We start from the raw sequence: 17197 nt of genomic DNA on the forward strand, positions 1-17197 counted from the left end.
TCAGGTGCGGTCCGATCCCGGCGCGCAGCCCTGAGGCATCGCTGGCGCGAGAACCTCGCCGAACTGCACCGGCATCGGGAACCAGCGGTTGCGGCCACCCTCCTCGCCCGGTTGCGCGGCCGGCCATTTGAGCCCGCGAACCCAGTCCAGCACTGCCTTGTCGCGGGCCGCATCGCCCCTGGAATCGAGCAGGAAGGCATCCACCCTGCCCTCGCGGTCGATCTTCACGCAGACCAGCGCGGCGGTATTGAGCAGCGCGCGCGGCACGGGCGGCAGGTCCTGCGCCTGCGCTGGCCCGGCGAACGACAAGGCAGCGAACAGGGCGAGCCGCCGCAGCATCAGTGCGCCTGCATTTCCTTGATCGATTCGAGCACATCTACGGCATGGCCGGGCACCCGCACGCGGCGCCAGGCGCGGAACAGCTTGCCTTCCGCATCGAACAGGAAGGTCGAGCGGTCGATACCCATGTAGCGCTTGCCGTAGAGCTGCTTCTCGACCCAGACACCGAATGCCTCCATCGCCGCGCCCGAAGTGTCGGTGGCGAGCGGCACGGTGAGGTCGTACTTGTTGATGAACTTCTGGTGCTTGATCGGCGGGTCCTTCGACACGCCCAGCACCTCGGCGCCGAGCGCGGTGAATTCGGGGATCAGCGCGGAGAAGTCCTGCGCTTCGCGGGTGCAGCCCGACGTATCGTCCTTGGGATAGAAATAGAGGACGAAGGGCTTGCCCAGCTTGTCCGCCAGCGCGATCGCCTCGCCTTCGGTCCCGTCGAGCGTGACCGCGGGGATCTTGTCGCCTTCCTCGATTGCCATTGTCTTCTCCTCAGGCCGGGCCGCGCACCGACGCCCAGCAATCGCGGACCTCCTGCCGGGTCCGGTCGAGCTGCGCAACCACCTCGTCCCAGCTGCCGAGCCGGAGCGCGCGGGCGATCAGCGCCTGGGTGGCCGGCCCCGGTTCCTGCGCGTCGGGCGCGACGAGGCGCATGGTCACGAGCAGGCGGGTGAGGAAGTCGTGCGCGGGGCGCATCGTAGGCGGCAGCAGCTCCTGCCCGGCCAGATCGTCGATCGCCGGGCCGAGGCGGGGCTCGAAGCCGGTGCGACGGACGAGCTGGACGGTGTGCACTGCGAATTCGAGGTCGACCAGCCCGCCGTCGAGCAGCTTGGCGTCGAGCGGGCCCTTGGGCGGCTTGTGCGACGCCATGTCGGCGCGCATCTTCGCGGCCTCGGCCGGAATGTCGCGGTCCGGCCGGGCGCCCTTCAGCACTGCATCGATGATTGCCTGCACCCTGGCGCGGGCCTGGGGCGAACCGAAGACCGGGCGGGCACGGGTCAGCGCCATATGCTCCCAGGTCCAGGCATCCGCGCGCTGGTATTTCTCGAAGCCCTCGAGCGACACGACGAGCGGCCCCTGCGCGCCTGAGGGACGCAACCGGGTATCGACCTCGTAGAGCGGTCCGGCAGGCGTCGGCACCGAGAGCGCCGCAGTGACGCGCTGGCCGAGCCGGTTGTAGTACATCACCGCGCCCAGCGGCTTGGCGCCGTCGCTCTCCGCGGCATAGTCGCCAGTGAAGAGATAGACGAGGTCGAGGTCCGAGGCGTGGGTGAGCGCCTGCCCGCCCATTCGGCCGAGCGCGAGGATCACCAGCTCGCTGTCCGGCACCGCGCCGTGATTGCGCGAGAACTCCTCGACCGTCGCAGCCGCCAGCGTCTCGATCGCCGCCTCGGCGACGCGTGCATAGCCGGCCGAGGCTTCGAGCGGGTCTCCTGATCCCGCGACGATCTGGGCGCCGAGGGCGAAGCGCTTCTCGTTGACGAAGCGGCGGACGAATTCGAGCTGGTACTGATAGTCGGAGCCCGGCTCCCAGCGACGCATGCCCGCGGCGAGGGTCTCGATATCGGGTACCGGCTCCAGCGCGGTAGCGTCGATCAAGCCGTCGAGCAGTTCGGCGCGGCGGCCCAGCTGCTCGGCGAGCGTCGGCGCCAGCGCGAGGATCTGGCCGAGCAGCTGCGCGAGCCCGGGCTGCGCCTCGAGCAGGCGGAAGAAGTTGATCGCGCTCGGCAGGCGCGAGAGCATCGCGTCGAAGCGGGTGATCGCGTGCACGGTGTCCGGCGCGCGGGAGAAGGCATCTATCAGGCCCGGCAGCACCGATTCCAGTGCTTCGCGCGCCGCCGGCGTGCGAAGTGCCGGATAGGTGCCGCCGCGCCAGCCCTGGACGATCCGCGCGGCACCGTCGGGGCGCTCGAAACCGGCGGCGGTGAGCTTCGCCTCAAGCGGGATACTCTCGCTCGGCAGGCGCTGCTCCTCCTCGCCGGCCAGGCTGTCATAGATCGTGCCGACGCGGACGACGTGCGGCTTGAGCAGGTCGGTGAGCGCGGCGCCATCGTCCAGGCCATGCAGCCGGGCGACATTGTCGAGGGCCGCGAGGTTCTCGGGCAGCTCGTGCGTCTGGCGATCATCGACCATCTGCAGGCGATGCTCGATCGTGCGCAGCGTGACATAGGCGCTGGTCAGGTCGTGCGCCTCGTCCGTGCCGATCCGCCCCGCCTCGGCCAGGGCGGCGAGCGCATCGCGGGTCGCGGGCGCACGCAGAGCCGGCTCGCGCCCGCCATGGATGAGCTGGTGGATCTGGGCGAAGAACTCGACCTCGCGGATGCCGCCCCTGCCCCGCTTCAGGTCATAGCCGGGACCAAAGGCCTGGGCCTGGGAATAATGGTCGCGAATGCGGCGGCTGATGTCGCGGATCTCACGGATCGTGCCGAAGTCGAGCGCGCGCCGCCACACGAAGGGGCGGATCGCATCGAGGAAATAGCCGCCCAGCGCCAGATCGCCGGCACAGGCGCGGGCGCGGATGAAGGCTGCGCGCTCCCAGGGCAGCGCCTGGCTCTCATAATAGGTGATCGCCGCCTCGACCGGCAGCACGATCGGCGTGACCTCCGGCGAGGGACGCAGGCGCAGATCGACGCGCAGCACATAGCCATTCTCGTCGCGCTGCTGGAGCAACTCCACCACGCGGCGGCCGATGCGCACCGCGGCTTCCTGCACATCCTCGCGCGGGCGGCAGGGCAAGGTCTGCGGATCGAAGATCAGGATCGGATCGATGTCCGACGAATAGTTGAGCTCGCGGCTGCCCTGCTTGCCCAGCGCGATCGCCGCAAAACCACGCGGATCGGCATCGGGCGTGCGTTCGAGAATCGCCGCGCGGATCGCACGGTCCAACGCATCGTCGGCGAAATCGGTGAGAAGATGCGTGACAGTCGTGAGATCGAACCGGCCCGACAGGTCGCCCAGGGCGACGAGGAGCGCGAGCCGGCGGCGCTCGATGCGCAGCCGCGCCCCCGCACTCATATCGCCTGCGAAAGCACGCGCCGCTGCGCGTGGATCCGCAAGGGCAGCATCGAGGCCGGCGACCAGCTCGACTTCGCGTGCGAGCAGGTTTTCGAGGAAGGGCGCATGCGCGCTCGCCCGGGCAATTGCGTCGGCGAGATCGGCGGAGGGAGAGGATTGAGTCACAGAATCGGCTACCTGCGAAACGATGCGTTGCAAAATGTCAAGCAACAAAAAGAGAACTGAATTGTTCTAGCAACATGAACCAGACGACTTCAGCCTCGGCCAGCGACGCCCGCCAGCCCGCATATCGGGTCGAGGCGCCCCGCGCCAGCGATGCGATCGGCCTCGCGCTGCGTGACGCCTATGTGCGCGACAGCGGCCTGCCCGACGACATGGCGGCGATGCTGCGCCAGCTCAACCGACCGCGCTGAGATCCACACCTCGGCACACGAAAAGGCCGCGCTCCCGATGGGGAACGCGGCCTGAATTTTTCGTGCTGCCCGGACTTACTTTACCGGCAGGTCGCCGCGATCACGGCTAAGATCGTCCACTTCGCCCATGATCGTATCGAGCGCGGTCTTGCCCTCGGCAGTGCCCGGCTCGATGCGGCGCGAGGGCAGCTGGCCCTCGGTCAGGAGATGCTCGAGCGCGACGCGGCCGCGGGCCACGCGGCTCTTGATCGTGCCGACGGCGACCTGGCAGATCTCGGCCGCCTCTTCATAGGCGAAGCCGCCCGCGCCGACCAGGATCAGCGCTTCGCGCTGGGGCTGGGGCAGATGGAGCAGCGCGCGCTGCATGTCGGAAAGCTCGACATGCCGGTCCTGGCTGGCCGGTGCGGCGAGCAGCCGGTCGGCAACCAGATCGTCCCACTCGCCCTTGAAACGGGCGCGGCGCATCTGGCTCAGATAGAGGTTGCGCAGGATGATGAAGGTCCAGGCACGCATGTTGGTGCCCGCCTGGAAGCGCTTCCGCGCGGCCCAGGCCTTGAGCAGCGTCTCCTGCACCAGATCGTCGGCGAGATCCCGGCTGCCCGAAAGCGAGCGGCCAAAGGCGCGCAGATGCGGGATGACGAGCGCGAGCTGTTTCTTGAACTCGGGATCGGAGAGCGAGACATGCTCCTGCGGCGCCTCGGTCCCCTTGTCCTCGGGCTGTTCGGACTGACTCATTCGTTCCCGCTTGTTTGCGTTGGCCGCGAAGCGACCGGTTCCAGAAATAGGCTTGGTGTCTGCGATTGCCAGCATATTTCGCGCCGATCCCGTGCTTAGAACAGAAGGATCACGGCGAACGCGACGATAACCAGTACCAGGCCGTAGCCCAGCACATATCGCGTCATGTGCGGCGTAGCGCCGGCGCGGGCCTGCTCGCTGTCGATATGGATGGATTCGTCATTCTCAGCCATGCCATCAACAACTCGCGAGAACCGTTTTGGGTCCGTACCTGATGGAACCCGCGCCGGTTTTTTCGCGGATCGTCAGGCCGGAACGGTCGCCTGGTCGAAGAACAGCGCCTGGCTGATCGTCGTCTTGACGGTTTCCCGCTGGAACGGCTTGGTGATCAGGAAGGTCGGCTCCGGACGCTCGCCGGTGAGCAGCCGCTCGGGGAAGGCGGTGATGAAGATCACCGGCACCGAATATTCGGCGAGGATGTCCTTCACCGCATCGATGCCCGAGCTGTCGTCGGCGAGCTGGATGTCGGCGAGCACCAGGCCCGGCCGATCCTCCATCGCCAGCGCCACCGCCTCGTCGCGGGTCACGGCGACGCCGGTCACCTCATGACCGAGGTCGCGGACAATCTGCTCAAGGTCCATCGCGATCAGCGGCTCATCCTCGATGATCATCACGCGGGTGCGCGTCTGGCGCTCGATCTCGGCCACGGCCTCTCCAACGAGCTTCTGCACCTGTCCTGCATCCTCTTCGATCAGATAGCCGGCGTCCTCGATGCTGAAGCCCTCCACGGTGGTGAGCAGCAGCGCCTGGCGCGACAGCGGGGTGAGACGGGCGAGCCGCTTGCGGGCGATAGCCTCGTTCTCGTTGGTGGTATCCTCGACGACATCCTCTTCCTCGAGGTGCGTCGACTGCCAGATCGCCTGGAAGGTGCGATACAGGCCGAGCCGCGGATCGACGTCGCGGGGGAACTGGTCCGGCGCCGCGACGATCGCCTCCAGCGCCGCACGCACATAGCGGTCGCCGTCGGCCTGGCTGCCAGTGAGCGCGCGCGCATAGCGACGGAGAAGCGGAAGGTGCGGCGCGAGTTGCTGTCCAAGCGACATGGTCGAACTATTCTCCTACGAGTGCGGAACGGTTTGTTTCGGCGCCGTTCCGAGCTATTGCAATCCTCAATCGTGCAACCCGAAGGAGCCCCTCCCTGGATATTGCATCGGCTGTGGAACAAACGACTAGGGAATTGGTTTCATCGAACATGCTGCGTAGTGTTGCCGCACAGCCTCCGGCCCCATGCGACCGGTGGCTTTCGTTCACTTCCGGAAGTTGCATCCGGAACAGGTCGCTTTTAGTCCGAGCCTTGGCTGGCGCCATGGCGCAGGGGGGAATTGGTGCGTTCCGCGGATGAGAAAATGAAAAAGCCGCCCAAATCAGATGGCGGAAAGGAAACCGGTCGCCCCGGCCGCAATGTGGGCGAAGCGCTGCGCCAGGCCTATGACGAGGCCGTGAGCGAAGCCGTGCCCGACGATCTGCTCGACCTTCTGAAGAAGCTCGACTAGTCCGGAGCTGATGGAGATCCCGGAAGAAGAACCGCGCGCCAAGGTCCGTCCCGCGGCGGCGCTGGGAGCTATGCCGACAGGCGCCAAGGTTTTCCTCTACCTGATCGTCTGCCTGCTGCCGCTGGCGCTGATCGCGCTGTTCACGACGCTGCAGAGCACCCGCAACGCCGATACCGAGGCGCGGGCGCGGCTGCGCGTCGCCGCGAGCGAGAGCACCGACATCTTGCGCGACCTGCTGGTCAACCATGTCGGCCAGCTGTCCGGCGCGCTCGATGCGCTGGAGGCGGATCCGCACGACGCCCCAGCCTGCACCCGGCTCGCCGGCACCTTTGCCACCGCCACAGGCGCACGATTCGCAATCACCAACGCCAGCGGGCGCGTGATATGCGGGCAGAATTTCGCACTGGCCGGCACGGCGACGCTTCAGCCGCGCCAGGTGCGCACCACGCTGCTCGAAGATGGCATGACCCTGCGCATCGGCGGCAACCAAGGCGGCACGGCGACGGCATTCTACCCCGCCGCCACGCTGGCCTCGATCGCGCAGCCAAGCGGCTTCGTGCCCGAATATGGCGCAGCGCTGGTCGGCCATGGCGACAAGCTGGTGCTGCGCAAGCTGGAGGGTGCGGGGCCGCTCGACCGGCGCGAGACCATTCCCAACGACCTGGGCATCGATGGGGTGACGCTCCAGATGTCGATGCTCGGCACGCCGATCACCTCGCCGATGATCATCAACACCGTGGTGCTGGTGCTGATGTGGCTCGCCGCCGCGGGAATCAGCTGGTTCGTGGTCGACATCCTGCTGATCCGCCCCCTGCGCCGGCTGCGCACCAGCGTCGGTGCCTACAAGCCGGGCGAGGTGATCGACATCAAGCGCTTCGGCGAGATGCCCGCCGCGGAGATCCGCGAGCTGGGCGACACGTTCCGCGAGATCAGCCGCACGGTGAAGGAGCATGAGGCGGACCTGGCCGAGGGACTGGTGCGCCAGACCAAGCTCACCCGTGAGGTGCACCACCGGGTCAAGAACAACCTCCAGGTGATCGCCAGCCTGATCAACTTCCATGCCCGCAGCGCCAAGAGCGAGGAGGCGACCGAGGCCTATGCCTCGATCCAGCGCCGGGTCGACGCGCTCGCCGTGGTGCATCGCCACCATTATGCCGAGCTGGAGGAGAATCGTGGGCTCGACCTGCGCTCGGTGATCGGCGAGCTCGCCGCGAACATCCGCGCCACCGCGCCCGAACGCGCGCAGGGCCTGGGCGTGACGCTCGAGCTCACCCCGGTGCTGGTCAACCAGGACGTGGCGATCGCCATCGCCTTCCTGCTCACCGAGATCGTCGAGCTGGCGATGAGCTGCAATCCGGCGGCGCAGATCCGCATCTCGATCAAGCTGATCGAGGATGACGACACCCGTGCGTTGCTGCGCATCACCTCCCCTGCCCTGGTGGAGAGCCAGGCGCTCGAGGAACTGGTCGAGAATCGCTATGGCCGCGTGATCGGCGGGCTTGCCCGGCAGCTGCGGACCAAGCTGCATCACGATCCGCTGACCGGCGCCTATGAAGCGGCGATCGCGATCACCGGCCGCCCCTGAGCAGCCCGGATAAAAAGTTCGAAAAAAGTTCGAAGGGCATGGAACCCCTGACCGCGTGGTCCGTTTTGTACTTCGGATAGTGACCTTTTGCCCCCCCGCTCTCGCTATCCAAGACATGGGCCCGGAAGCGTCAACCCTCCCCCCGGTGACGCTTCCGGGCCTAAAACTTTTCGGGGCCTTTCCATTTTCTCCAACAGGTTCAGGCAGTTGCTGCGCAGACGGAACGTTTGCGCCTGCCCGGGCATTTCCTTCCCGACCCCTATGGTCCGGTATTTTGGAGAGATGTGATGCGTAAGATCATCGCCTGTGTCGCCCTTGCGGGCGCGATGCTGGTCTCGGCCTGCAACACGGTCGAAGGCGTGGGCAAGGATGTTTCCTCGGCGGGCGACACCGTCGCCAAGACCGCCGACGACGCCAAATAAGCCAGAACCGGCAGGAAAGAGAAAACCCCTCCCGCGATAGCCGCGGGAGGGGTTTTTCGTGTCAGGCGGCCTCGGCCGTCTCGTTCTCGGCATCTTCCGCCGGTCGGCGGCGCCGTCGCGTGAACCAGATGCCGACCAGCGACAGGAAATAGAGGCCGATCAGCGGGAAGGCGAGCAGCAGCTGCGAGCCGACGTCGGGCGGCGTCAGCACCGCGGCGATCGCGAAGGCGGCGACCACGGCATAGCGCCACGCGCTCTTGAGCTGCTCATAGGTTACGATACCCGAGCGCTCGAGCAGCATCAGCAGCACCGGCAGCAGGAAAGTGATACCGAAGGCGAACAGGAACTGCATGACGAAATCGAGATATTTCTCGGCCTCGGGCAGCGCTTCCTGATGCACGCCCCCGCCGAGATCCCCCTGATAGCCGAGCAGGAAATGAAGGGCGGTGGGGATCGCGATGAAATAGGCGAGCGAGGCGCCGGCGATGAACAGCACCGGCGTAGCCAGCAGGAAGGGCAGCAGCGCCTTCTTCTCCTGGCGATAAAGGCCAGGCGCCACGAACTGCCAGAGCTGCGTTGCGATCACCGGGAAGGACAGCATCATCGCCGCGAAGAACGCGACCTTGAGCTGGACGAAGAACGCCCCGAAGATCTGGGTGAAGATGATCTTGTTCTGCCCCGCCGCGGCGAGCGGATGGACGAGGAAGCCGTAGATCTCCTTCGAGAAATAGAAGGAGGCGAAGAAAGTCACCAGCAGCGCGGCCACGCAGTAGAGCAGGCGGCGGCGCAGCTCGATCAGATGCTCGAGCAGCGGCTGCTGGGTGTCGTCGATGTCCCTCATTCGGCGGCCTCGGCAGGCGGCGCAGCCTTGCGCGCACGGGGTTTGGCGGTTGCTACCGGTGCGGCGGCCGCCTTGCGGGCACGCGGCTTGGGGGCGGGCTTGACGGCCGGCTCGGCCACAGGCTCCGCTGCAGCAGCTGCCGGAGCCTTGCGCGCGCGCTTCGGCTTCGGTGCCGGCGCGGAGACGCCAGGCGTCTCGTCATGGATGGCGGGCTGCTCGACCATCACTGGAGCGCTATCCTCGGTGGCGACATGATGCACCTCGGCCTCCGCCCCGGGCGCGGGAAGCGCCGCCGGCGGATGCTGGGCCATGATGCGGGCATTCTCTTCCGCCCATTGCTTTTCGAGCTCGGCAAGCTCCGACTCGCGGATCATGTTGTCGAACCCGGAGCGGAACTGGCGCGCGACGGCGCGCGCCTTGCCGAACCACTTGCCCACAAAGCGCATGGCCTTGGGCAAATCCTTTGGCCCGATCACGATCAGCGCCACGATGGCGACGACCACGAACTCGGGCGCGTTGAAATCTAGCATCGATCAATCGCCAGAAGCGGCTCCCGGCGCCCTGAGCCGGGAACGGCGCGGAAGTTCAGAGCTTCTCTTCGCGTGCCGGCTCGGCCTCGCGCTGCACGGTCGGCTCGGGAGCCGCCTTGCCCTCGATGCGGGTCGCCGGCTTCTCGGCCTCGTCATCCTCGGACATGCCCTTCTTGAACTGCTTGATGCCCTTGGCGACATCACCCATCATGTTCGAGAAGCGACCACCGCCCAGCAGCAGGATCGCGACCACGCCCAACAGCAGCCAGTGCATCAGGCTGAAACTACCCATCACAAATCTCCTCGATTCCGGCTTTATCTAGGCGTGCCGGGCACCTGCGGCAATGGCCGAGACGCCGGGAGCCCCTATTCGTCGTCTGTGACAGTTTCGCTTTCGGGCTCCTCGGCACCTTCATTCTCCCCCAGCGCCTCGAAAGCGAGGTCGACCGGATCGAGCAGGCCGGCGGCCTTGAGATCGTCGATTCCGGGCAGGTCGCGGCGGCTGGACAGGCCGAAATGGGTGAGGAAACCTCCGGTGGTGGCGTACATCAACGGCCTGCCCGGCACCTCGCGCCGACCGGCGGGACGCACCCAGCCCGCCTCCATCAGCACGTCGATCGTGCCCTTGCTGATCTGCACGCCGCGGATCGCCTCGATCTCGGCGCGGGTGACGGGCTCATGATAGGCGATGATCGCCAGCGTCTCGATGCCTGCCCGGCTGAGCTTGCGGCTCTCCTCGCGGTTGCGGCGCAGCAGATGGGCGAGGTCGGCGGCGGTCTGGAAATGCCAGCGGTCGCCGCGGCGGACCAGCTCGACACCGCGCCCGGCATAGAGCGCCTCCAGGGCAGCGAGCGCCGCCCGCACGTCCATCTCGGGGCCGACATGGGCGCGGATCTCGTCGAGGTTCATCGGATGCTCGGAGGCGAACAGCACGGCCTCCACCGCACGCGAGGCGGCGTCTTCGGGAGTCATCCTGCAGCCTTGAGATAGAGCGGCGCGAAGGCCGATTTCTGGCGAAGCTCGACCCTGCCCTGCTTGGCCAGCTCGAGCGCGGCGACGAAGGACGAGGCAAGCGCCGACTTGGCATAGGGACCGCTCGCGCCCTCCGGCAGGAAAGACTGGAGCGTGCTCCAGTCGATCCGCGAGCCGATCAGCGAGGATACGCGCGCGATCGCTGCCTCCAGCGTCATCACGTCGCGCTGCTGGACGACATGCATCACCGGGCGGGTGCGCGCGCTGATCCGGCCATAGGCGGCGATCAGGTCGTAGATTTCGGCCTCGTAGCGTGCCTTGCGCAGCACGCGCAGGCCCTCGGGCGCGCCGCGGAAGAAATTGTCACGGCCGGTGCGGTCACGGGCCATCAGCCGGGCGCCGGCATCGCGCATCGCGTTGAGCCGCTCGAGGCGCAGCTGCAGGCGCAGCGCCAGTTCCTCGGGGCTCGGCGTCTCCTCCGGATTACGCGGGAGCAGCAGCGCGGACTTCAGGTACGCCAGCCAGGCGGCCATCACGAGATAGTCGGCGGCAAGCTCCAGCCTCAGCTCGCGCGCCTCGTTCACATAGCCGAGATATTGCTCGACGAGCTGGAGGATCGAGATCTGCCGCAGGTCCACCTTCTGCGTGCGGGCGAGCGCCAGCAGCAGGTCGAGCGGCCCTTCCCAGCCGTCGATATCGATCTTGAGGGTTTCCTGTGCCTCGGCGTCCATGGGGGGAGTTAAGCAGGTCGGAGAGGTGGTGTCATGCCCTTACTCCCTCTCCCCTGAAGGGGAGAGGGTCGGGGAGAGGGGGATTTCGGCACGCTATCGATGCGCCCCTCTCCCCTGCCCTCTCCCCGCCAGCGGGGAGAGGGAGAAGTCACGCCAGCGCCAGCAACTCGTCCCGCCTGGCAATGAGCTCGACAAAGTCCGCATCCGGCTCGTCGGCACCGGTGGTGGCCATGGCGCGGTCGAGGCGCTCGATGCATTCGGGCGTCGCGTCGGGGAGCAGGCCGATGATCTCGATCATCTCGTCCATCCGCGCCCAGCAATCAAGCACCACGTCGCAGCCCGCGGCCAGCGCCTGGGTCGCCTTCTCGCCCGGCGTGCCGGAAAGCGCCTTCATGTCGATATCGTCGGTCATCAGCAGCCCGTCGAAACCGATGCGCCCGCGGATGATCTCCTGGACCACGGTCGGCGAGAGCGTAGCGGGACGCTCGGCGTCCCAGGCCTCGAACACGACATGGCAGGTCATGCCCATCGGCGCGCCCTTGAGCGCGTGGAAAGGCGCGATGTCCTGCTCCAGCGCCGCGGCGTCGATCCTGACGCGCGGCAGCTCGAGATGGCTGTCGACCACGGCGCGGCCATGGCCCGGCATGTGCTTGACCACGCCGACCACGCCGCCCCGGCGCAGCCCCTCGACACAGGCCTGGCCGAGCGCCGCGACGCGCATCGGCTCACTGCCGAAGGCACGGTCGCCGATCGCCTGGGTCACTTCCGGCGTCACGACGTCGAGCAGCGGCGCGCAATCGACGGTGACGCCAACCTCCGCCAGCATCAGCCCGAGTGCGTGATAATTGGCCCGCGCCGCCTCGATCGCCGAGATCGGTGCGACATCATAGAGGCGACCGAACGCCTCCCCCGCCGGGAAAGCCGGCCATTCGGGCGGTACCATCCGGCTGACCCGGCCGCCTTCCTGGTCGATCAGGATCGGCAGGTCCGCGCGGCCGCTCAGCTCGCGCAATTCCTCGGTGAGCGCACGCATCTGGGCACGGCTCTCGCAATTGCGCTTGAACAGGATGTAGCCGAGCGGATCGGCATCACGAAAGAAATCGCGCTCCCCGGCCGTGAGCGACAGGCCGGATACGCCGAAGATTACTGGCTTCATGCCGCCGTCTTAGCGAAGCGGAAGGCCGGGTTTAACCCCCATTCCGTCCTCCCCGGCCGCGACAGTTAATTCGCCACGTAGCAGCTTTCGCCTGCCACCTTGAGCTTGCCGCACAGCTCCTTGGCCTGGCTGTTCGAGCCGGCGTTCACGCGCAGGCGGAACAACGCCTTGCCGTCCTTCTCGCCGCGCTCGACCGATTTGCCGAGCGGCGCTAGGTACGAGAAGCGCTTCGAGAGACGCGCCCAGGCGGTGTTGGCGCCGGCTTCGTCCGGGAAGGCACCGAGCTGGATCAGCGCGCCGGAGCCGCCCGCCTGCGGGGCAATCACCGGCACGCGCTTCGGCTGCGCATCCGCCGTGCTGGCGCTCGACGGGATCGCGACCTTGGCGTTCCTCTCACCGGTCAGCGACGGCGCCTTCTCGACGACCTTCCTGCCATCGACCGGCGCCTCGGGCAGCGCGCTCACGTCGATGCTCGAATTGCCGCTATTGCCCTGGCTGGTAGCGAAGACGGTATCGCCCTCGCCCTCCACCTTCATGCCGCCGGGCTCGTCGGGCTTGACCTTGTAGTCGCCCTCGGGCGCTGCGATCAGCTCGCCATTGCCAACCAGGCTCTTCTGCTTCTGATACCAGTAATAGCCGAACGCGCCCGCGCCGAGCACGGCGAGGAGCAGAAGGACGAGCAGCAGGATACGGCCGAAGGAAACGCCTTCGCGATAATCCTCCTCCACCGTCTCGAGCCAGGGAAGGCGGTCATCGTCGCCGAATCCGGCCTCCCCCCCACGCATGTTCATTCCTTACATCTCCTGGACGGCCTCGACGCCCATGATGCGGAGGCCATTGCGGACAATCTGCCCGATCGAACGCGCCAGATAAAGCCGTGCGCACGTCAGCGCCGCCTGGTCCGGCAACAGGAAGCGGCGGGTGGGATCTTCCTTGCCAAGATTCCACAAGGAATGGAGTTCCGCCGCCAAGTCATAGAGATAGAAGGCAATTCTATGCGGCTCGCGCGCCGAGGCAGCTGCTTCGACGATGCGCGGGAACTGCGCAGCCGCCTTCACCAGCCCAAGCTCCTGTGTATCAAGCAGAGACAGGTCGACATCTGCACACTCGATCCCCGCCTCCGCCGTGCGGCGGCCGAGCGACGCCACACGGGCGTGCGCGTACTGCACGTAGAATACCGGATTGTCCTTCGAAGCCTCGACCACCTTGGCGAAATCGAAGTCCATCTGGGCATCGGCCTTGCGGGTCAGCATGGTGAAGCGGACCACGTCCTTGCCGACTTCGTTGACCACGTCGGCCAGCGTGACGAAGTTGCCGGCGCGCTTCGACATCTTCACCGGCTCGCCGTCGCGCAGCAGCCGGACCATCTGGACCAGCTTGACGTCGAACTTGGTCTCGCCCCCGGTCAGCGCCTGCACCGCGGCGACGATGCGCTTCACCGTACCGGCGTGATCGGCACCCCAGATGTCGATCAGCGCGTCGGCCGACTGCGCCTTCTGGAAGTGATAGGCGAGATCGGCGCCGAAATAGGTCCAGGCGCCGTTCGACTTCTTGATCGGGCGATCCTGGTCGTCACCGAACTGCGTCGAGCGGAACAGCGGCAGCTCGACCGGCTCCCAATCCTCGGGCGTCTCTCCCTTGGGGGCCTCGAGCACGCCGTCATAGACGAACCCGCGCTCGCGCAGCCACGCCTCGGCCTGCTCCGGCTTGCCGGCCGCCTGCAGCTCGGCTTCCGACGAGAACAGGTCGTGATGGATGCCGAGCAGCGCCAGGTCGGCGCGGATCATGTCCATCATCGCGGCGACGGCGGTCTTGCGGAACAGGACCAGCCACTCGCTCTCCGGCGCGGAGACATATTTGTCGCCGAACTCGGCGGCGAGCTTCGCGCCGACCGGCTTCAGATATTCGCCCGGATAGAGGCCTTCGGGGATCTCGATCGTCTCGCCCAGCGCTTCCCGATACCGAAGGTGCGCGGAGCGGGCGAGCACGTCGACCTGGCCGCCGGCATCGTTGACATAATATTCGCGGATCACCTTGTGCCCGGCGAACTCGAGCAGGGCGGCGAGCGCGTCGCCTACCACCGCGCCGCGGCAATGGCCCATGTGCATCGGGCCAGTCGGGTTGGCCGAGACATATTCGACGTTCACCGTAGTGCCAGCGCCCACCGTCGAGCGGCCGTAATCATCACCCGCGTCGAGGATCGCCATCAACTCGCCGCGCCAGGTGGCGTCGGTCAGCGTCAGGTTGATGAAGCCCGGGCCCGCGATCGAGACCGAAGCGACTTCGTCCAGCTTCTCCAGCTCGGCACCGATCTTCTCGGCGAGCGCGCGCGGATTGGTGCCGGCCGGCTTGGCCAGGACCATCGCGGCATTGGTCGCGAGATCGCCGTGCGAGGCGTCACGCGGCGGCTCCACCGTGATTGCGCGTCGCTCCAGCCCCGCGGGCAGGTCGCCGGCGAGGACAAGCGCATCCAGGGCAAGATTGAGATGCGCGGCGAAGCGTGCGTAAAGCGTCATTCACGGTTCCAGTGGTTGCGGAAGCGCGGGCTCTTAGCGGATGCGGGAGCGCGGCGCCACTGCGGTGACATGGGGTGCGCGACGGAAGTTTGCACGCGCCCATGTTGACGGACCTTCTTCCGAGCCGCCAAATGGATCGCGGCGGCGGCTCTCGCCCCGGAAATGGTTTGGAAGAACGTGGCGATAACAGCCTCGGGCAGGAAGCGGCGGACACAGGCGGAGCGCACGGCGGAGACGCGCGAGGCGCTGCTCGATGCCACGATCCGGCTGCTTTACCGCAACGGCTATAGCGGCACCTCGACCGAAGCGATCGCCGAGGAGGCCGGGGTGACCCGCGGCGCGCTCCACCATCATTTCGGCACCCGTGCGCAGCTGATGGCGGATGTGATCGGCACGGTCTACGACCGGGAACGGCTCGCCTATGAGGAGATCGCGGCCGAGACCGGCCGCGGCGCGCATATCTCCGACTGGCCGGAGATGCTCTGGGAGGTGCTGAGCCGGCCTTCCGGGCTGGCGGTGCTCGAGATTCTCCAGGCCTCGCGCAGCGACGCCGAGCTGGCCGCGCTGGTCACGCCGATGCAGGCCCGCGTGGAGCAGATGTCGCTCGAGGCGATCAAGCAGCAGTTCGGCAGCGGCGACGATGCCGGGGTGCTCGCGGGCATCCGTCTGTTCGTCTGGGCGGCACGCGGGCTGTCGATCGCACAGGTGCTGGCACCGAACCCCGAGGAGATGCGGCGCTCGGTCGACTTCCTCAAGCTGCTGATCGACGGCGCAATCCGCGCGGGCGCGATCGACACCCGGGGCCGGCCGATTTCGCCTCGGGAGGGGTAACGGGAAGCGGGGCTCAGGGAACCGGCTGCCCTTCCCGGCAGACCGCGGCGATGTTGCCGAAATCCTGCGAGCCATCGTCTGTAGCGAGCATCTTCAGGTGACCGAGCCAGACGAAGCGCCGGAATACCGGATCGCGCGCGGTGCGCTTTTCGCCACAGGCGATCTGCGGCGCGTCGCGGCGGACGACGACATCCCGCAGCTCGGCGCGGGAATCCCCGATCGAGGCAAGGATCGCAGTTTCCACAGGCGTGCGCGGCGGTGCCGATGCGGACGGCTCTGGCACCGGCGTCGGGCTCGGCGAAGCAGCTGGACGAACCACAACCGCACCCGCTTCGGGACCCGGAGGCGTCGCCGGCCAGCCGATCAGCGCCGCGATCACCGCCACCGCGACGGCCCCCAGAACAAAGAGCATCTTGCGATGTGCCGGCATGTTCTTCCACTCCCCTATTCCAAAAAACGGTCGCGCACCGCACGGACGGCGGCGCGCGACCAGTTGCTCACGGAATGTTGGAGACCCGGCCCTGCCAGGCAGTAGCAGTGAAGAACTCGCCGGTGCCGCTCTTGAACGCGGCACCCGCCGTCGCATCGCCCTTGAGCTGCCAGGCCAGCCAGGCAGTCGGGAAGCCCATATAGCCGTACACGCCGTTGGAGCAGGCCTTGAGGAAGCCGAGCAGGCCGCAGCCTGGGGTGCCGGTGATGTCGTTGTGATTGGCGCCCTTCAGCAGTCCCTTGGCCTTGAGCATCCCCGCCGGCGTAGCGTTGTAATAGGCGGTCTGCGAGTTGAGCTGGGTGCCGCCGCTCTGCGTGTCCGGCGCGATCAGGCTGTCTGCGGTGCCGCTGACATAGAAGATCGAGCCCGATCCGCCGGTGAGCGTCGGCGTCAACAGGCAATTGTCGGCCGGGTTGCACCAGGTCTGGCTCGGCAGCTCGAAGGTGACCGTGGTGCGGATCGCGCCGTTCGAATGGAGCATCGCATTGGCGGCGCCGGAAGCGCCCTGCGAATGGCCCGCGGCGCCGACATGGGCGAAATCGATGCGGTGATAGAAGGGACTGGCGGGGTTCGCTTCCTGCGCCTGCATATAGGCAAGCGAATCCAGGACGGTGTTGCCATAGCCGGTCTGCTTGTCACGCGTCGCGACGACGACGAAGCCCCAGCTCGCGAGGTGCTTCAGCCAATTGGTGTAGTTGTCCGGGGTCGAGTCGGTGCCGTTTGCCCACACCACCAGCGGCAGGCGCGTGTTCAGCGAGGCGATGTTGGCCGGATAGAAGACATCGCACTGGTTGCCCTTGGAATCGCAGGCCGCCGTGGAGCGGGTGGTCGTCGTCGCATAGCTGCCATTGGCGTAATATTGCGTCTCGACCGGCCCGGTCGGCGCATTGGGAACGGACTGGGCGGCTGCCGGCAACGCCGCAGCCAATGCGGTGGCGGAAACCAGGCTGGCACATATCGCTCGGGATAGTCTCTTCATCTGCCTCTCCTTGCGCTTGTCGTTTTCTCCCTCGAACCGCATCGGTGGCGCCCCCACCGGAATCGAATGGCACGAAGCCGAGGCGGTTCGGCCGCGCG

21 protein-coding genes are annotated in these 17197 nt (G+C 67.1%); 5 read left to right on the top strand and 16 right to left on the bottom strand.

Going from position 1 to position 17197, the window contains the following annotated elements:
* Genes ACEN8G_RS11920 through ACEN8G_RS11930 form a run of 3 tightly spaced genes read right to left on the bottom strand, consistent with a single transcriptional unit; the run spans position 1 to position 3510 of the window.
* Positions 1-339, bottom strand: coding sequence for a hypothetical protein (locus tag ACEN8G_RS11920; RefSeq protein WP_413415115.1), 339 nt, complete (start codon positions 337-339; stop codon positions 1-3).
* The gene (locus ACEN8G_RS11925) at positions 339-812 is read right to left on the bottom strand and encodes a peroxiredoxin (protein WP_413415116.1); all 474 of its coding nucleotides are present in this window, start codon (positions 810-812) and stop codon (positions 339-341) included. Before ACEN8G_RS11925 ends, ACEN8G_RS11920 begins: the two co-directional genes overlap by 1 nt.
* Before the next feature lie 10 nt (positions 813-822).
* Positions 823-3510 (bottom strand): bifunctional [glutamine synthetase] adenylyltransferase/[glutamine synthetase]-adenylyl-L-tyrosine phosphorylase, encoded by a 2688-nt coding sequence (locus ACEN8G_RS11930; RefSeq protein WP_413415117.1) that lies wholly within the window; start codon positions 3508-3510, stop codon positions 823-825.
* 74 nt (positions 3511-3584) lie between these two features.
* Between ACEN8G_RS11930 and ACEN8G_RS11935 the strand changes: the two genes are divergently transcribed.
* Positions 3585-3758: a hypothetical protein gene (locus ACEN8G_RS11935; protein WP_413415119.1), complete on the top strand. Its 174-nt coding sequence runs from the start codon at positions 3585-3587 to the stop codon at positions 3756-3758.
* A 75-nt stretch (positions 3759-3833) separates the two neighbouring features.
* Here the strand turns inward: ACEN8G_RS11935 and ACEN8G_RS11940 are convergent, their stop codons facing one another.
* From ACEN8G_RS11940 to ACEN8G_RS11950, 3 genes are all read right to left on the bottom strand, one after another.
* Complete coding sequence (locus ACEN8G_RS11940; RefSeq protein WP_307120611.1) at positions 3834-4493, bottom strand: sigma-70 family RNA polymerase sigma factor; 660 nt, start codon at positions 4491-4493, stop codon at positions 3834-3836.
* 95 nt (positions 4494-4588) lie between these two features.
* A complete protein-coding gene (locus tag ACEN8G_RS11945) occupies positions 4589-4726 on the bottom strand; it encodes a hypothetical protein (RefSeq protein ID WP_307120610.1) in 138 nt (45 codons plus the stop codon).
* 72 nt (positions 4727-4798) lie between these two features.
* Positions 4799-5596 carry a response regulator gene (locus ACEN8G_RS11950; protein WP_413415120.1) on the bottom strand — a complete coding sequence of 266 codons (798 nt, stop codon included), beginning with the start codon at positions 5594-5596 and terminating at the stop codon, positions 4799-4801.
* Positions 5597-5899: 303 nt separating this feature from the next.
* Between ACEN8G_RS11950 and ACEN8G_RS11955 the strand changes: the two genes are divergently transcribed.
* The 3 genes from ACEN8G_RS11955 (at position 5900) to ACEN8G_RS11965 (ending at position 8053) form a co-directional block, all read left to right on the top strand.
* Positions 5900-6046: a NepR family anti-sigma factor gene (locus tag ACEN8G_RS11955; protein ID WP_307120608.1), complete on the top strand. Its 147-nt coding sequence runs from the start codon at positions 5900-5902 to the stop codon at positions 6044-6046.
* A gap of 10 nt (positions 6047-6056) precedes the next feature.
* The gene (locus tag ACEN8G_RS11960; protein WP_413415121.1) at positions 6057-7631 is read left to right on the top strand and encodes a sensor histidine kinase; all 1575 of its coding nucleotides are present in this window, start codon (positions 6057-6059) and stop codon (positions 7629-7631) included.
* Between the two features lie 287 nt (positions 7632-7918).
* Positions 7919-8053, top strand: coding sequence for an entericidin A/B family lipoprotein (locus tag ACEN8G_RS11965; protein WP_184000565.1), 135 nt, complete (start codon positions 7919-7921; stop codon positions 8051-8053).
* Between the two features lie 61 nt (positions 8054-8114).
* On the opposite strand, the gene tatC is transcribed toward ACEN8G_RS11965, so the two are convergent.
* From tatC to argS, 8 genes are all read right to left on the bottom strand, one after another.
* Positions 8115-8894, bottom strand: a complete 780-nt coding sequence (tatC, locus tag ACEN8G_RS11970; RefSeq protein ID WP_413419230.1) for a twin-arginine translocase subunit TatC — start codon at positions 8892-8894, stop codon at positions 8115-8117.
* Positions 8891-9397, bottom strand: a complete 507-nt coding sequence (tatB, locus tag ACEN8G_RS11975; protein ID WP_413419228.1) for a Sec-independent protein translocase protein TatB — start codon at positions 9395-9397, stop codon at positions 8891-8893. Before tatB ends, tatC begins: the two co-directional genes overlap by 4 nt.
* 82 nt (positions 9398-9479) lie before the next feature.
* Positions 9480-9716, bottom strand: a complete 237-nt coding sequence (locus tag ACEN8G_RS11980; protein ID WP_184000568.1) for a twin-arginine translocase TatA/TatE family subunit — start codon at positions 9714-9716, stop codon at positions 9480-9482.
* Positions 9717-9790: 74 nt separating this feature from the next.
* Positions 9791-10396, bottom strand: coding sequence for an SMC-Scp complex subunit ScpB (gene scpB / locus ACEN8G_RS11985; RefSeq protein WP_413419226.1), 606 nt, complete (start codon positions 10394-10396; stop codon positions 9791-9793).
* Entirely contained in the window at positions 10393-11127 is a 735-nt protein-coding gene (locus tag ACEN8G_RS11990; protein ID WP_413419224.1) for a segregation and condensation protein A, read from the bottom strand. The genes scpB and ACEN8G_RS11990 overlap by 4 nt, the downstream gene beginning before the upstream one ends.
* A gap of 148 nt (positions 11128-11275) precedes the next feature.
* Entirely contained in the window at positions 11276-12283 is a 1008-nt protein-coding gene (gene nagZ / locus ACEN8G_RS11995) for a beta-N-acetylhexosaminidase (protein WP_413415878.1), read from the bottom strand.
* 65 nt (positions 12284-12348) lie between these two features.
* Positions 12349-13068 carry an SPOR domain-containing protein gene (locus ACEN8G_RS12000; protein ID WP_307120600.1) on the bottom strand — a complete coding sequence of 240 codons (720 nt, stop codon included), beginning with the start codon at positions 13066-13068 and terminating at the stop codon, positions 12349-12351.
* A 9-nt stretch (positions 13069-13077) separates the two neighbouring features.
* Positions 13078-14799 (bottom strand): arginine--tRNA ligase, encoded by a 1722-nt coding sequence (argS, locus tag ACEN8G_RS12005; protein WP_413415880.1) that lies wholly within the window; start codon positions 14797-14799, stop codon positions 13078-13080.
* A 162-nt stretch (positions 14800-14961) separates the two neighbouring features.
* Here argS and ACEN8G_RS12010 point away from each other — a divergent pair, with 162 nt between their 5' ends.
* Positions 14962-15630: a TetR/AcrR family transcriptional regulator gene (locus ACEN8G_RS12010; RefSeq protein ID WP_413415881.1), complete on the top strand. Its 669-nt coding sequence runs from the start codon at positions 14962-14964 to the stop codon at positions 15628-15630.
* A 13-nt stretch (positions 15631-15643) separates the two neighbouring features.
* On the opposite strand, the gene ACEN8G_RS12015 is transcribed toward ACEN8G_RS12010, so the two are convergent.
* Both ACEN8G_RS12015 and ACEN8G_RS12020 read right to left on the bottom strand, forming a co-directional pair.
* Positions 15644-16060, bottom strand: coding sequence for a hypothetical protein (locus tag ACEN8G_RS12015; RefSeq protein ID WP_413415882.1), 417 nt, complete (start codon positions 16058-16060; stop codon positions 15644-15646).
* A gap of 67 nt (positions 16061-16127) precedes the next feature.
* Positions 16128-17099, bottom strand: a complete 972-nt coding sequence (locus ACEN8G_RS12020) for a hypothetical protein (RefSeq protein ID WP_413415883.1) — start codon at positions 17097-17099, stop codon at positions 16128-16130.
* Positions 17100-17197 lie beyond the last annotated feature (98 nt).

The organism is Sphingomonas sp. Sphisp66 (assembly GCF_047324325.1).
GTDB lineage: Bacteria > Pseudomonadota > Alphaproteobacteria > Sphingomonadales > Sphingomonadaceae > Sphingomonas.